Raw genomic sequence first — 13,175 nt, 5'->3', positions numbered from 1 at the left:
AGTTGGACAAATCAGCGTTTATAGGTGGCGGCGCGGAACGGCATGTCCGCGACGGTAACGGGAAGGCGCTTGCCGCGCACCTCGCCAAACAGGCGGGTGCCGGTGGCCGAATGGCTGGTCGCGACATAGCCCATGGCCATGGGCCGTTCGATCGAGGGGCCAAAGGCGCCCGAGGTGACAGTGCCGATCGGCGCGCCGCCCTCTTCCTCGGCGAATAGCTCGACCCCGGCCCGCATCGGCGCGCGGCCTTCGGGCAGCAGCCCCACGCGCAGGCGGGACGGGCCATCGGCCAGTTCTTTCAGGATACGCTCTGCGCCCGGAAACCCGCCTTCACGGGCGCCACCGGCACGGCGGGCCTTTTGCATGGCCCAGTTCAGGTTCGCCTCGACCGGGCTGGTGGTCGGGTCAAGGTCATTGCCGTAGAGGCACAGCCCCGCCTCCAGCCGCAGGCTATCGCGCGCGCCAAGGCCGATCAGTTCGACAGCCTCGTCCGCGATCAGGGCGCGGGTGATCTCCTCGGCCCGGTCGTTCGGGATCGACACCTCGTATCCGTCTTCGCCGGAATAGCCCGACCGGCTGACCCAGCAGTCGGCGCCCATGATGTCGACCGTCGCCACATCCATGAATTTCATCTCGGCCACGGCAGGGGCCAGCACGGCGAGCGCACGCTCCGCCTCGGGCCCTTGCAGGGCGATCAGGGCGCGATCGGTGATCGGGGTCACGTCGCAGGTGTCGGACAGATTGGCCTGCATATGGGCGATGTCGGCGTCCTTGCAGGCAGCGTTGACCACAACGAACAGGTGATCGCCCCGGTTGGCGACCATCAGGTCATCGTCGATCCCGCCGGCGTCATTGGTGAACAGGGCATAGCGCTGGCGGCCTTCCTTGAGTTCCAGCAGGGCCACGGGCACAAGCGTTTCAAGCGCCAGCGCGGCATCGGCCACATCGCCCGACTTCGGGCGCAGGATCACCTGCCCCATGTGGCTGACATCGAACAGGCCCGCCTTGGCGCGGGTGTGCAGATGTTCCTGCATCACGCCCAGCTTGTATTGCACCGGCATGTCATAGCCCGCGAAAGGCACCATCTTGGCACCCATGTCGCGGTGCAGCGCGTTCAGCACGGTTTGTTTCAGATCAGCCCCGGTCGTATCGGCCATGTCGCCCCTTCCCTTGGTTCAGCCGGGGCGGAATGCGACCGGCATCGGTTGCGGGCCAATGGCCCGGCGTTCGATGCCCCCTCTGTCCTTTCGCCTGAGATCGTTATCCCTTCGGCGGACGCGTCACACGCGCCTCTCTCCAGAGTTTGTCCTTCGCAGCACGGTCCTGTTGCCTGAGAGTTTACCGGGGCGGTTGCTCCTTCGGCACTGGTGATCCAGTTCTCCCATACTGCCCGTTCCGATTACGGGATTCGCCGGGCGTCCGTCCAGCGTTTTTTGCATACGATGGGATGCCGCCCGGAAAACCGGGAAAAATGGCGGTCAAGCGGGTGACTGACACACGATTTTCCCAGTAGGCAGACCAGCCCTGAATGATATAAACAAATAGCAATTCATGCATGGGAGGACGGACCGATGATCGTGACACGCCGTAGATTGCTGCAAACCGGTGGGGCCGCCATGGCCGCGGCGGGTGGGCTGGTGCCGGTTTGGGCACATGCCAGCACCCAGGTTGGGGCGATGCAGATCGACACCTTGTCGGACGGAAACCTTGTCCTGCCGCGCAACTTCATCCTTGGCGCGGTGCCCGAAGAGGAAGCCACGGCAATCCTCGATAGTTTTGACATCGCGGGCGACAGTTTCACCCCAGATTGTAACCTGACCCTGATGCGGGACGGGACCAACACGGTGATCTTCGACGCGGGATCGGGGCCGAATTTCATGCCCTCGGCGGGCAAGCTGATGGATGCTCTGGACGCGCTGGGGGTGGACCCGGCGGAGGTTACCCATGTGTTGTTCACCCATGCCCATCCTGACCACCTGTGGGGCGCGCTGGACGACTTCGACGAGCCCTTCTTTATGAACGCGTCCCATCTGATCGGCGCGGAAGAGCTGGCCTATTGGATGGACCCCGCGACCGTCGACACCATCGGAACCGAGCGGCAGGCCTTTGCCGCCGGGGCATCCCGCATTCTGGCCGCACTGGACGACTACGGTGTGATGGAAACCTTTGACGACGGGGCCGAGGTCCTGCCGGGGATCACCGCGCGGCAGTTTGGCGGGCATACACCGGGGCATATGGTGTTTGACCTGAATTCGGATGGCGCGGGGCTGACCGTGGTCGGCGATGTGATCGGCAATCACCACCTCGCCTTTGCCCGGCCCGGCTGGCCGTCGGGGTCGGATCAGGACCCGGAGGCCGGGATCGTGTCGCGCAGCGCGCTTTTGGCGGAACTGGCCGGCAGCGGGCGCAGCCTGATCGGCTACCACCTGCCCTTCCCCGGCATCGGCACCGCCGTGGCCGATGGGGACGGCTACCGCTTCGTCGCCGCCTAGGAGCCGGTCTTCATCTGACTGTTGAACTGTTCGTAGCTGGCCAGAAAGCTGCGGACCTGCTTACGCACGTCTTCATCCTCGCCGCGTCGCTGGGAATTCGGCGGGATCAGATCGTAGATGGAAAACGCAGCGCTGCGGGCCATGGTGGGCAGCTCATCGACCTCTGCATATCCCATGGACCAGCCGGGAAAGGCCCGCGCCTCTGCGGGTCCGGCCGTTAGGATCGCCACCGAGGTGTGTCGCGGGTCCATCATGATCTTGCTGAAACAGGCCATGACCTGCGCCATGTCCCCTTCCAGAACCTGGAAAAACCGCCCCTCGTGATACAGCAGAAGCCCGGTCAGGCCCTTGCTTGGATTGTTGCGCCGGGCCTTCTCAAGGATCGCCGTCAAATCCGCCTTTGACAGCCCCGGTTTTCCGTCACTCAGATAGACCAATCGGTGAATTGACGCAGGTTGTTTCATCTTCAGGTCCTTGGTCTTCATCCTGTTTCGTCATCCCGTGTCGCGACCCGCGTCCCGACAGTTCGCCCAGTCACGCACAAGACCGTTGAGAAATCGCTAATGGGGCCGCTTTGGCGGGCAACCTGCCTGCCCGCCTTGTGCTTTGGCGCCAAGGTGTCACAGTGTGCCGAAACAACCCGGAGCCCGCCAATGACCGCCCCGATCGACCTCTATTTCTGGCCCACACCGAACGGCTGGAAGATCTCAATCGCGCTGGAAGAAATGGGCCTGCCCTACACCACCCATCTGGTCAACATCGGCAATGGCGACCAGTTCGCGCCCGAATTCCTTGCCATTTCCCCCAATAACAAGATGCCCGCGATTGCCGACCCCGACGGGCCGGATGGCACGCCGATCTCGATCTTCGAGAGCGGGGCGATCCTGCAATACCTCGCCCGCAAGACCGGACAATTCTACGGCGAAACGGAGCGGGACCGCATCGCGGTGGACCAATGGCTGATGTGGCAGATGGGCGGGCTTGGGCCGATGGCCGGTCAGGCACATCACTTCCTGAAATACGCCCCCGCAATGGACCCGCCCAATGACCTGCCCTACGCCAAGGACCGCTATCGCGCGGAAACCGCCCGGCTTTATGGCGTGATGGACCGGCAGTTGGCGAACCACGAGTTCCTAGCCGGAGATTTCTTTTCCATCGCCGATATCGCCTGCTGGGGCTGGGCGTCGCTGTGGGAGGGGCAGGAACAGAGCCTGGACGACAAACCCCGGCTTGCCCGCTGGCTGGACACCGTCAGCGCCCGGCCCGGCGTGCAGCGCGGCCGCGCCCTTCATGCAGAGCTGCGATCGGACTTTCGCAAGGACAGATCCGGCCACGGCCACCTGTTCAAGCGCTGATCAGGCGTCCTTGTCGCCCTCTTCCGCGATCCCGTGATCTTCGAAAATCCGGTATTGCGACATGACAAAGGCGAAAAGCGCGATGGGCAGGCCAAAGGTCTTGACCGAAACCCAGACCGCATCTGACAGCGCAAAGGCAATGACCGTGTTCAACACCGCCAGCGCCACAAAGAAATGCGCAAATCGGCGGGTGAGGATGGTCCAGCCCTCGGGCGTCATCGGCAGGAATTCCTCCATCACATAGGCAAGATAGGATTTCCCGCGCCACAGCCCGACATAGAGGATGCCGGCAAAGGCAGCATAAAGGATGGTGGGTTTCAGTTTCAGGAACAGCTCGTCGTTCAGAAGCACCGTCAGCCCGCCCATGACCACGACGAGCACAAGGGTCATCACCTGCATCCGCGACAGCCGTCCGGTCAGCGCCCAAAGCGCGCCCATGCAGATGACAAGCAGCGGGACAAAACCCGCAGTGATCAGGATGAAGGGTTTCACCTCGCGCCCGAACAGGGGATAACTGTCCTCTTTCAACAGGAAGAAGGCCGCGAAGAAGGCCAACACGGGGCCGAAATCGAGCGCGGTTTTCAACCATCCCGGCACTTTGCGTTCCGCCATGACTACCGTCCTCCCAATTCGACCATCACCGCGCCCAGCGCGATCATTCCCATCAGCGCGAGCCTGCGCGGCCCGACCTTTTCGCCCAGAATGAACCAACCGATCAGGGCGGCGAAAACGGGCGATGTTTCGCGCAGCACCGCCGCCTCGCCCACCTTGTCCAGCCGGGTCGCCAGAAGCACCCCGCCAAAGCTGGCCCAAGCGATAACAGCCCCGATGGCCCCGCGCCAGACCAGTGTCCGTGCCGATCCGGCCATACCGAACCGCCGCACGTGATAGGCCGCGATCAGCGGCATATCGAGCGAGGTGATCACGAAGAACCACGCCAAAAAGGTGAAGGGGTTCGCCGCCAGCCGGATGCCCCATGCGTCATAGACCGTGTAAAGGGCCACCATCAGCCCCCCGGCCAATGCCCAGACCAGACCGATCCGCAGGCCGCGTCCATCAAGCTTTTCCTCGGACAGGTTGCGCAGCGCCAAAAGCAGCATCGCGCCCGACAGACAGGCCACCCCGGCCCATTGCAGGGCGGTGAAATGTTCGTGGAAGATTGCCGCTGCGGCCAGAACGGTCACAACCGGCCCGGTTCCCCGGATCACCGGATAGACCACCGTATAGGCCGCCCGTTCATAGGCCAGCGCGACAGTCATCTTGTAGAAGAAATGCAAAACGGCCGCGCCCAGCAGGATCAGGAATCCCTGCGCCGTCGGCCATGGCACCAGAAACAGCGCGATGGGCAGCGACAGACCCAAAAGCCAGACGTCGATCACCCCCCGGATGACGAAGGGATGATACCGCCCCTTTTGCAGGGCCCCAAACGCCGCGTGAAACAGCGCCGACGACAGGGCCAGCACAAGCGCCAGCTGCGCCCCTTGCGGGGTTCCGGCGATGGACAGGATCCAGTCGCCCATCCGCTAGCGCCCTGTCACAGGTTGCGCCCGACAAGGGCGTTGGCAAAGTCCTCGGGGTCGAAGGGCGCCAGATCGTCGATCTGTTCGCCCACCCCGATGGCGTGGATCGGCAGGCCGAATTTATCGGCCAGTGCCACAAGGACACCGCCCTTTGCCGTCCCGTCCAGCTTGGTCATGATCAGGCCCGACACATCCGCAAGTTCCTGAAACACCTTGACCTGGCTCAGGGCGTTCTGGCCGGTCGTCGCGTCCAGCACCAAGAGGGTGTTATGCGGCGCTTCGGGATCTTTCTTGCGGATCACGCGGACGATTTTCGCCAGTTCCTCCATCAGATCGGCGCGGTTTTGCAGCCGCCCGGCGGTGTCGATCATCAAAAGGTCGGCGCCGTCACGCTGCGCCTGATCCATCGCGTCAAAGGCAAGGCTGGCGGGGTCGGACCCTTCGGGCGCGGTCAACACCGGCACACCGGCCCGATCGCCCCAGACCTGAAGCTGTTCAACCGCCGCCGCGCGGAAGGTGTCGCCAGCAGCGATCACCACCTTCTTTCCCGCCGCCCGGAACTGGCTGGCCAGCTTGCCGATGGTCGTGGTCTTGCCGGAGCCGTTGACCCCGACCACCAGAACGACCTGCGGCGTCTTGGGGTAAATCGGCAGCGGGCGGGCCACGGGTTCCATGATCCGGCTGATTTCAGAGGCCATCAGCCCCTTGATCTCGTCCACGCTCAGCCGTTTTCCCAATCGGCCTTCGGCCATGTTGGCAGTGACGCGAAGGGCCGTATCAACGCCCATATCGGCGGTGATCAGAAGCTCTTCGAGCTGTTCGAGCATGTCGTCGTCCAGCGCCCGGCGGACAACGGTCTTTTTCTCGCCCCGGCCCAGAAGGCGGCCCAGAAGGCCCGGCTTTGCCGCCGGTTCCTCGGGTGCGTCGGCCAGCAGATCGGCGCGCGCGGGTTCCGGTTCCGGTTCCGGTTCCGGTTCCGGTTCCGGTTCCGGTTCCGGTTCCGGTTCCGGTTCCGGTTCCGGTTCCGGTTCCGGTTCCGGTTCCGGTTCCGGTGAAAGGCTTTGCATGATGGGGGCCGGGTCAAGCACGATGACGCCCGGCGACGGACCCTCATCGTCAATTTCGGGCTCGGGCTCGGGCTCGGGCTCGGGCTCGGGCTCGGGCTCGGGCTCGGGCTCGGGCTCGGGCTCGGGCTCGGGCTCGGGCTCGGGCTCGGGCTCGGGCTCGGGCTCGGGCTCGGGCTCGGGCTCGGGAAGGGGTGCGGCTGCCGGGGCGGCCGTGTCAACCACCTCCTCGGTGACGTCCTCTTCCTCGCCCCCGTCCGAAACGATTGCCTCCAGCCCTTCGTCGATCTTCGACGAGGACTTGAACAACCGCTCTTTCATCTTCTTGAAAAACGACATCCGCGCGCCCGTGTCCCATTGGTTTCCTTCCACCTAATCCGCAACGCGGCGCATTGGAAGGGTCAGGCGGCGACCGAGTGCGCGAAAACCCAGGCAAAACCCGCCTGCGCGCCCCAATAAAGCGACCAGACCGCATAGGGTGTCCAGCGGCGGGCCGGGTGGGCGGCGGTCAGAACAAACAACTCGAACGACAGGATCGTGTCGGACGCCATGAAGGCCAGCGCCGACAGGGCGACGGGCCACGGCAGCGAAAGCGCGAGCAAGCCCATCACCCCGATGATCGCGACATAGCCCATGACCGGCCAGCGCATCGGCCCGGTGCGCGACCACAAAAGCCCCGCCATCGCGGCGGAAAACAGACCCACGGCCGCGCCCGCGCCTGCCCCGGGCCAGCCGCCCCCGGCCTCGACCATCAGCCAGACATAGGCAAGATGGGCGAGGGCGAAGGCCACAAGCCCCGCCAGAAACGCACGCTCTCCGGGCCGGGACAGGAAGAAATCCCCGACCGCGCCCAGCGCGAGAGCCGCGACAAGCGCCACCGGCCCGCCCGCCAGACCGGCGGCAAGGGACAGGCCCGCGACCGACCCGGTCTTGACCACGGATTTCGGCCAGCTGTGCCCGGCAGCGCAATAGCGCATCAGGAACAGGGCCGATAACAGCGCGGAGGCGGCGAACACGAACATGCGGCAATCAGACACCACGGGGACAGTTCCGGCAATTGCAGACGCCGCGTCAGCCTGCCAGACTGCGCCCATGATCTTGTTCTCTGTTGCCAGCCTGACCCCTGCCGCCCTGATCGCCCTCGCCACGTTGTCGGGCGGCGGATGGGCCCTTGCCCTTCTGGCCTATATGGCGGTTTTCGTGCCCCTGCTGGACCTTCTGGTGGCCGGGGTCACCCCCCCGGCAGAGGCAGAGGAGTTCCCGGCGGCCAACGCGCTGTCGGTCGCGCTGGCGCTGGCGCATTTCGCGGGGCTGGCACTGGCGGTCTGGGCGCTTTCGGGGCCAATGCTGACGCTGTTGGAAAAGGTCGCGCTGTTTGCCGGTGCCGGGCTGTGGTTCGGGCAGGTCAGCAATTCCAACGCGCATGAGTTGATCCACAGGGGTGGCCGGGCGCTGCACCGGCTGGGCGTGGCGGTCTATGTCTCGCTGCTGTTCGGGCACCACGCCTCGGCCCATGTTCTGGTGCATCACGTCCGGGTGGCCACCCCGGACGACCCGAATTCGGCGCGGCTGGGCGAAGGATTCTATCGGTTTGCGCTGCGGGCCTGGATCGGGTCGTTTCGCGATGGGCGGCGGGCCGAAACCGCGCGGATGGCGCGTGCCGGACGCTCGATGTGGCGGCATCCCTATCTTGTCTATATCGGTGGGGCGCTTGCCACCTGTGCAATCGCGATTGCCATCGGCGGGGTCGGGGGGCTTCTGGCCCTGCTGTGTCTTGCCGGATATGCGCAGATGCAATTGCTTATGTCCGACTATGTGCAGCATTATGGCCTGTCCCGCGTGCCGCGCGCCGATGGCAAACCTGAACCGGTCGGCGACCGGCACAGCTGGAACAGCCCGCATTGGTATTCCTCGGCCCTGATGCTGAACGCACCGCGCCATTCCGATCACCACGCCCGGCCCGCGCGGCCCTACCCCGCGCTTGAACTGACAGATGGGCCACAACTGCCCCGGTCCCTCCCAGTCATGGCCGTGCTGGCCCTGTGGCCACGGAAATGGCGGCAGGTCATGGACCGGCGCGTTGCCCAACTCTCTGCCCATTCGGAAAGCTGACCCTATGATCCGTGCCACCCTTGCCGCCCTTCTTCTATTTGGAGTGCCCGCAGCGGCCCAAACCGCGCTGACCGCCGAAGAATTCGAGGCGATCAGCGAAGGCGAAACCTTCTACTTCGGGGTCGAGGGCGACGGGATCTACGGCATGGAGACCTATTATCCGGACCGCCGGGTGATCTGGACGTTTCTGGATGGGCGGTGCGAGGAAGGCATCTGGTACGACGACGCCGGAAACATCTGTTTTTCCTACGGTTTCGACCCGGAACCGCAATGCTGGCGGATGTTCAAGGTTGATGAGGGACTGATGGCGGTGTTCATGAACCGGCCCGAATCCGACACGCTGTATACCGTGACGCCAGCCCCCAACGCCGTGGTCTGTCAGGGGCCGGGGGTCTGATCGGTCAGAACAGCGTTCCCTGTTCCGGGGGCTTGGACGGGCTGGATTTCTTCGCAGGCGACGCCCCGCTGCCAACGGTGATCTTCCCATCCGCGAATTGGATTTCCAGCACCTTTGCCGCGCCCGCGGCCTTGGTGTCCTTCACCACCGCCCCGTCACCGCGCACCACGGCATAGCCGCGCTCCAGCGTGCGTTCATAGCCAAGGCTCTGGCGCAGACGGTCCAGCGCCTCCAGCCGGTCGCGATGTCGGGTACGGGTGGCGGCAATCGCCGCCCCGGCCCGGTCCATCAGATCGGCGGCCTTGCGGCGGGTCTCGTCAATCTCTTTGCGGCTGTCGCGCAATTGCCGTTGCAGGGCGGGGGCAAGCCGGCCCGACAGGCGATCCAGAACCCGCCGTTCCTGTGTGATCCGCCCCTGCAGGACTGAAGGACGCAAACTGCCCGCGACCCGACCCAGCAGGATCGCCTTTTGCGCGGTCGCCGCCCGAAGCGCATTCGGCAGCCGGTCCGAGGCCCGGTCCAACCGCTGGCGCGGGGTGTCCAAGAGGGCGTCGGCCCGTGGCAAGGCGCGGGACAGATCGCGCAGACGCTGGCCGCGCAACTGCACCCCCTGCCCCACCGCGCGGGTCAGCCGCGCGCCCATCTGGTCAACCGCCGCCGCAAGTTCGACCCGAACCGGCACGGCAAGTTCCGCCGCCGCTGTCGGCGTGGGCGCGCGCCTGTCCGAGACAAAGTCGATCAGGGTGGTGTCGGTTTCATGGCCCACCGCCGAAATCAGCGGAATCTCTGACGCCGCCGCCGCGCGGGCGACGATTTCCTCATTAAAGCCCCACAAATCCTCGATCGAGCCGCCACCGCGCGCCACGATCAGCAGGTCCGGGCGCGGCAGGGGGCCGCCGGGGGTCAGCCGGTTGAACCCTTCGATCGCCGCCGCGACCTGCGCCGCGCATTGCTGGCCCTGCACAGCCACGGGCCAAACCAGAACCTTGCGCGGAAACCTGTCACGCAGACGGTGCAGGATATCGCGGATCACCGCGCCGGTGGGCGAGGTGACAACCCCGATCACTTCCGGCAGGAAAGGGATGGGTTTCTTACGCTCTTCGGCAAACAGCCCTTCTGCGGCCAGCATGGCCTTGCGCTTTTCCAGCATCGCCATGAGTGCGCCCGCGCCGGCCGGGGTCACATCCTCGACGTTCAGCTGGTATTTCGACTGGGGACCGTAGGTGGTCAGTCGGCCTGTGGCGATGACCTCCATCCCCTCTTCCGGGCGATGCGACAGGCGGGCGACCTGCCCCTTCCAGCTGACACTGGCAATGACATTCCGGTCGTCCTTCAGATCGAAATACATATGGCCGGTGCGAGCCACGACGACACGTCCAACCTCACCGCGCACGCGGACATGGCTGAACTCGCCCTCAAGGGTGCGTTTTACCGCGCCTGTGATCTCGGACACGGTCAATTCCGGGCTGTTCGATCCACCGGGGCCTCCCGGGCCATCATCGTCAAGCAGGTCCATGCGCCACCCTTGTTATCCTTGCCCGCCGACCTTATGACGCGGGGCAACAAAGGCCAAGCGGGGGACGCCATGAACATTCTCATTCTCGGCAGCGGCGGGCGGGAACATGCGCTGGCCTGGGCCGTCCTGCAAAATCCGAAATGTGACAAGCTGATCGTTGCACCGGGAAATGCCGGGATCGCACAGATCGCCGACTGCGCGGACATCGACATCCTTGACGGGGACGTGGTGGCGCAATTCGCGGCCGAAAACGCGGTGGATTTCGTGATCGTCGGGCCAGAGGCCCCCCTTGCGGCGGGCGTGGCGGACCGGTGCCGGGCCGCAGGACTTTCCGTTTTCGGACCTTCGGCAGCCGCAGCGCGGCTTGAAGCGTCCAAATCTTTCACAAAAGCGATCTGCGACGCATCGAACGCCCCCACCGCCGCCTATGCCCGCTTTGACAGCGCCGACCCCGCCCGCGCCTATATCCGGCAACAGGGTGCGCCCATCGTGGTCAAGGCCGACGGGCTGGCCGCGGGCAAAGGCGTGATCGTCGCCATGACCGAGGACGAGGCGCTCGCCGCCATCGACGACATGTTCGGCGGCGAATTCGGCGCGGCCGGGGCCGAAGTGGTGATTGAGGAATTCATGGAGGGCGAGGAAGGCTCGCTCTTCGTCCTGGTGGACGGGGAAACCGTGCTGCCCATCGGCACCGCACAAGACCACAAACGGGTCGGCGAAGGCGATATCGGGCCCAACACCGGCGGCATGGGCGCTTATTCCCCCGCGCCGGTCCTGTCGGACGCGGTGGTGGACAAGGCGATGTCGGAGATTGTGAAACCGACGATGGCGGAAATGGCGCGGCAGGGGATGCCCTATCAGGGGGTGCTCTACGTCGGGCTGATGATCAAGGACGGGCAACCGCGGCTGGTGGAATACAACGTCCGCTTCGGCGATCCGGAATGCCAGGTGCTGATGATGCGGCTTGGCGCGCAGGCGCTGGACCTGATGCAGGCCACGGCCGAGGGGCGGCTGGCCGAAGCACAGGTCAGCTGGGCCAATGACCATGCGATCACCGTGGTCATGGCCGCCAACGGATACCCCGGCGCCTATGAAAAAGGCTCTGTCATCAAGGGGTTGGACGCCTTGCCTGAGGACAGCATGAACGTGGTCTTCCACGCGGGCACCACGGCGAAAGACGGGCAGATCACCGCCACCGGCGGTCGGGTTCTGAACGTCACCGCACGCGGCGCCACCCTGACAGAGGCGCGGGACCGGGCCTATACGATGGTCGACCAGATCGACTGGCCGGATGGGTTCTGCCGACGCGACATCGGTTGGCGGGCGCTTTAGAGCATTTCATCTTAACCTTGGATCGGTCGTTTGCTGCCTTTCGCCTGGGGCGCAAACGCGAACGCCGATATTGGGTGCTTCGATAATAAGTCGAAACGACTTAACCCCTTCTTTGGGTTGATAAATATCCCGGGGTGAATGGCCCGAAAGGGCCAGAGGGGCAGCGCCCCTGCCCCGTCCCCATGGGTCTTGACCCATGGGCAAAAGAATATGCCGCGCCCGGACGGGGCGCGGCATTCATTTTGACAACCCTTTGAATATCAGGCGGCGCGGCTGGTCAGCACGCTGTCGATTTCCTTGGCGGCGGCGGTTTCATCGTTTCCGGCCACCGCGGCAATCTCGCGGGTCAGACGTTCCAGCGCGGCCTCGTACAGCTGCCGCTCGGAATAGGACTGTTCGCGCTGGTCGTCGGCGCGGTGCAGGTCACGGACCACCTCGGCAATCGCGATCAGATCGCCCGAGTTGATCTTCTGTTCGTATTCCTGCGCCCGGCGGGACCACATGGCCTTTTTCACCTTGGCCTTGCCCTTCAGGGTCTTCATCGCATGGGCGACGACATCGGGCGACGACAGGCCACGCATCCCCACTTCGGTCGCCTTGTTGGTCGGCACCCGCAGGGTCATCTTGTCCTTCTCGAAGGAGATCACAAAGAGTTCCAGTTCGAACCCGGCGACTTCCTGCTTTTCGATCGACACGATCTTGCCCACGCCATGGGCGGGGTAGACCACGAAATCATTCGGGCTGTAATCGAACTTCTTCGACTTGCTCATATTCGTCCTTCCTATGGCGACCGGACAGGTATCGGCGACAAAATAACCGGCGGAGACAAATGACATCTCCGTCGGTTTCGCGCCTTATTGGTCAGGTCATGAATCCAGCAGCATTACCGGCATCATACCACAAAAATGGCACATCCGAAAGCGCCGCAGCGCAGCACCGGAAATACCCCATATATTGCGGGGGGTTAGGTCCGATTCCAAAATCTGGGGTGCGGCAGACCGCGAAACCCGCCGAATCGCTTAGCCACCTTCGCCGGGTTTTTCCGAGAAGATATCCAGTTTTCCCGGCTTACCGTCCATCTCGTCGGCATTGGGAAGCGGGTCTTTCTTGGTCACGATGACCGGCCACATTTCCGAATACTTGCGGTTGAATTCCACCCATTTTTCCATCTCCGGCTCGGTATCGGGCCGGATCGCATCGGCGGGGCATTCGGGTTCGCACACGCCGCAATCGATGCATTCATCGGGGTGAATCACCAGCATGTTCTCGCCTTCGTAGAAGCAGTCCACGGGGCAGACTTCCACGCAGTCGGTGTATTTGCAGGCAATGCAGTTGTCGTTGACGATATAGGTCATTCGGGGCCACCGGTTTCGTCCGTTTCGCGCCT

General features: G+C 64.3%; 14 protein-coding genes and 1 riboswitch. Of the genes, 5 read left to right on the top strand and 9 right to left on the bottom strand.

Features of this window, described 5'->3' with window-relative positions; translation table 11 throughout:
* Positions 1–11: 11 nt before the first annotated feature.
* Positions 12–1,157, bottom strand: coding sequence for a glycine cleavage system aminomethyltransferase GcvT (gcvT, locus tag EU803_RS13040; RefSeq protein WP_129683487.1), 1,146 nt, complete (start codon positions 1,155–1,157; stop codon positions 12–14).
* A gap of 151 nt (positions 1,158–1,308) precedes the next feature.
* A riboswitch (glycine riboswitch) is annotated at positions 1,309–1,394 on the bottom strand.
* A 177-nt stretch (positions 1,395–1,571) separates the two neighbouring features.
* On the opposite strand from gcvT, the gene EU803_RS13035 reads away from it, so the two are divergent.
* Positions 1,572–2,492, top strand: coding sequence for an MBL fold metallo-hydrolase (locus EU803_RS13035; protein ID WP_129683485.1), 921 nt, complete (start codon positions 1,572–1,574; stop codon positions 2,490–2,492).
* Here the strand turns inward: EU803_RS13035 and EU803_RS13030 are convergent.
* Complete coding sequence (locus EU803_RS13030; protein ID WP_165352834.1) at positions 2,489–2,956, bottom strand: BLUF domain-containing protein; 468 nt, start codon at positions 2,954–2,956, stop codon at positions 2,489–2,491. The two genes, EU803_RS13035 and EU803_RS13030, sit on opposite strands and share 4 nt — an antisense overlap.
* Positions 2,957–3,145: 189 nt before the next feature.
* Here EU803_RS13030 and EU803_RS13025 point away from each other — a divergent pair, with 189 nt between their 5' ends.
* Positions 3,146–3,847, top strand: a complete 702-nt coding sequence (locus EU803_RS13025) for a glutathione S-transferase N-terminal domain-containing protein (protein WP_129683482.1) — start codon at positions 3,146–3,148, stop codon at positions 3,845–3,847.
* Here the strand turns inward: EU803_RS13025 and EU803_RS13020 are convergent, their stop codons facing one another.
* From EU803_RS13020 to EU803_RS13005, 4 genes are all read right to left on the bottom strand, one after another.
* Positions 3,848–4,459 (bottom strand): septation protein IspZ, encoded by a 612-nt coding sequence (locus tag EU803_RS13020; RefSeq protein ID WP_129683480.1) that lies wholly within the window; start codon positions 4,457–4,459, stop codon positions 3,848–3,850.
* Positions 4,460–4,461: 2 nt separating this feature from the next.
* Positions 4,462–5,367 (bottom strand): DMT family transporter, encoded by a 906-nt coding sequence (locus EU803_RS13015; protein WP_129683478.1) that lies wholly within the window; start codon positions 5,365–5,367, stop codon positions 4,462–4,464.
* A 14-nt stretch (positions 5,368–5,381) separates the two neighbouring features.
* Positions 5,382–6,770 (bottom strand): signal recognition particle-docking protein FtsY, encoded by a 1,389-nt coding sequence (gene ftsY / locus EU803_RS13010; RefSeq protein ID WP_129683476.1) that lies wholly within the window; start codon positions 6,768–6,770, stop codon positions 5,382–5,384.
* 62 nt (positions 6,771–6,832) lie between these two features.
* The gene (locus tag EU803_RS13005) at positions 6,833–7,453 is read right to left on the bottom strand and encodes a lysoplasmalogenase (protein WP_129683474.1); all 621 of its coding nucleotides are present in this window, start codon (positions 7,451–7,453) and stop codon (positions 6,833–6,835) included.
* A 70-nt stretch (positions 7,454–7,523) separates the two neighbouring features.
* Between EU803_RS13005 and EU803_RS13000 the strand changes: the two genes are divergently transcribed.
* The gene (locus EU803_RS13000) at positions 7,524–8,543 is read left to right on the top strand and encodes an alkane 1-monooxygenase (RefSeq protein ID WP_129683472.1); all 1,020 of its coding nucleotides are present in this window, start codon (positions 7,524–7,526) and stop codon (positions 8,541–8,543) included.
* Positions 8,544–8,547: 4 nt separating this feature from the next.
* Entirely contained in the window at positions 8,548–8,940 is a 393-nt protein-coding gene (locus tag EU803_RS12995) for a hypothetical protein (protein WP_129683470.1), read from the top strand.
* A gap of 4 nt (positions 8,941–8,944) precedes the next feature.
* Here the strand turns inward: EU803_RS12995 and xseA are convergent, their stop codons facing one another.
* The gene (xseA, locus tag EU803_RS12990; RefSeq protein ID WP_129683468.1) at positions 8,945–10,456 is read right to left on the bottom strand and encodes an exodeoxyribonuclease VII large subunit; all 1,512 of its coding nucleotides are present in this window, start codon (positions 10,454–10,456) and stop codon (positions 8,945–8,947) included.
* 69 nt (positions 10,457–10,525) lie between these two features.
* Here xseA and purD point away from each other — a divergent pair, with 69 nt between their 5' ends.
* Positions 10,526–11,788 (top strand): phosphoribosylamine--glycine ligase, encoded by a 1,263-nt coding sequence (purD, locus tag EU803_RS12985; protein WP_129683466.1) that lies wholly within the window; start codon positions 10,526–10,528, stop codon positions 11,786–11,788.
* Between the two features lie 260 nt (positions 11,789–12,048).
* On the opposite strand, the gene EU803_RS12980 is transcribed toward purD, so the two are convergent.
* The gene (locus tag EU803_RS12980; RefSeq protein ID WP_129683464.1) at positions 12,049–12,558 is read right to left on the bottom strand and encodes a CarD family transcriptional regulator; all 510 of its coding nucleotides are present in this window, start codon (positions 12,556–12,558) and stop codon (positions 12,049–12,051) included.
* A gap of 249 nt (positions 12,559–12,807) precedes the next feature.
* A complete protein-coding gene (gene fdxA / locus EU803_RS12975; RefSeq protein ID WP_129683463.1) occupies positions 12,808–13,143 on the bottom strand; it encodes a ferredoxin FdxA in 336 nt (111 codons plus the stop codon).
* Between the last annotated feature and the right edge of the window lie 32 nt (positions 13,144–13,175).

Origin of the sequence: Loktanella sp. IMCC34160, from assembly GCF_004145845.1 — a bacterium.
GTDB lineage: Bacteria > Pseudomonadota > Alphaproteobacteria > Rhodobacterales > Rhodobacteraceae > SELP01.
Note: the sequence above shows the minus strand (reverse complement) of the source record. Positions and strands in the feature narration are given on the sequence as shown.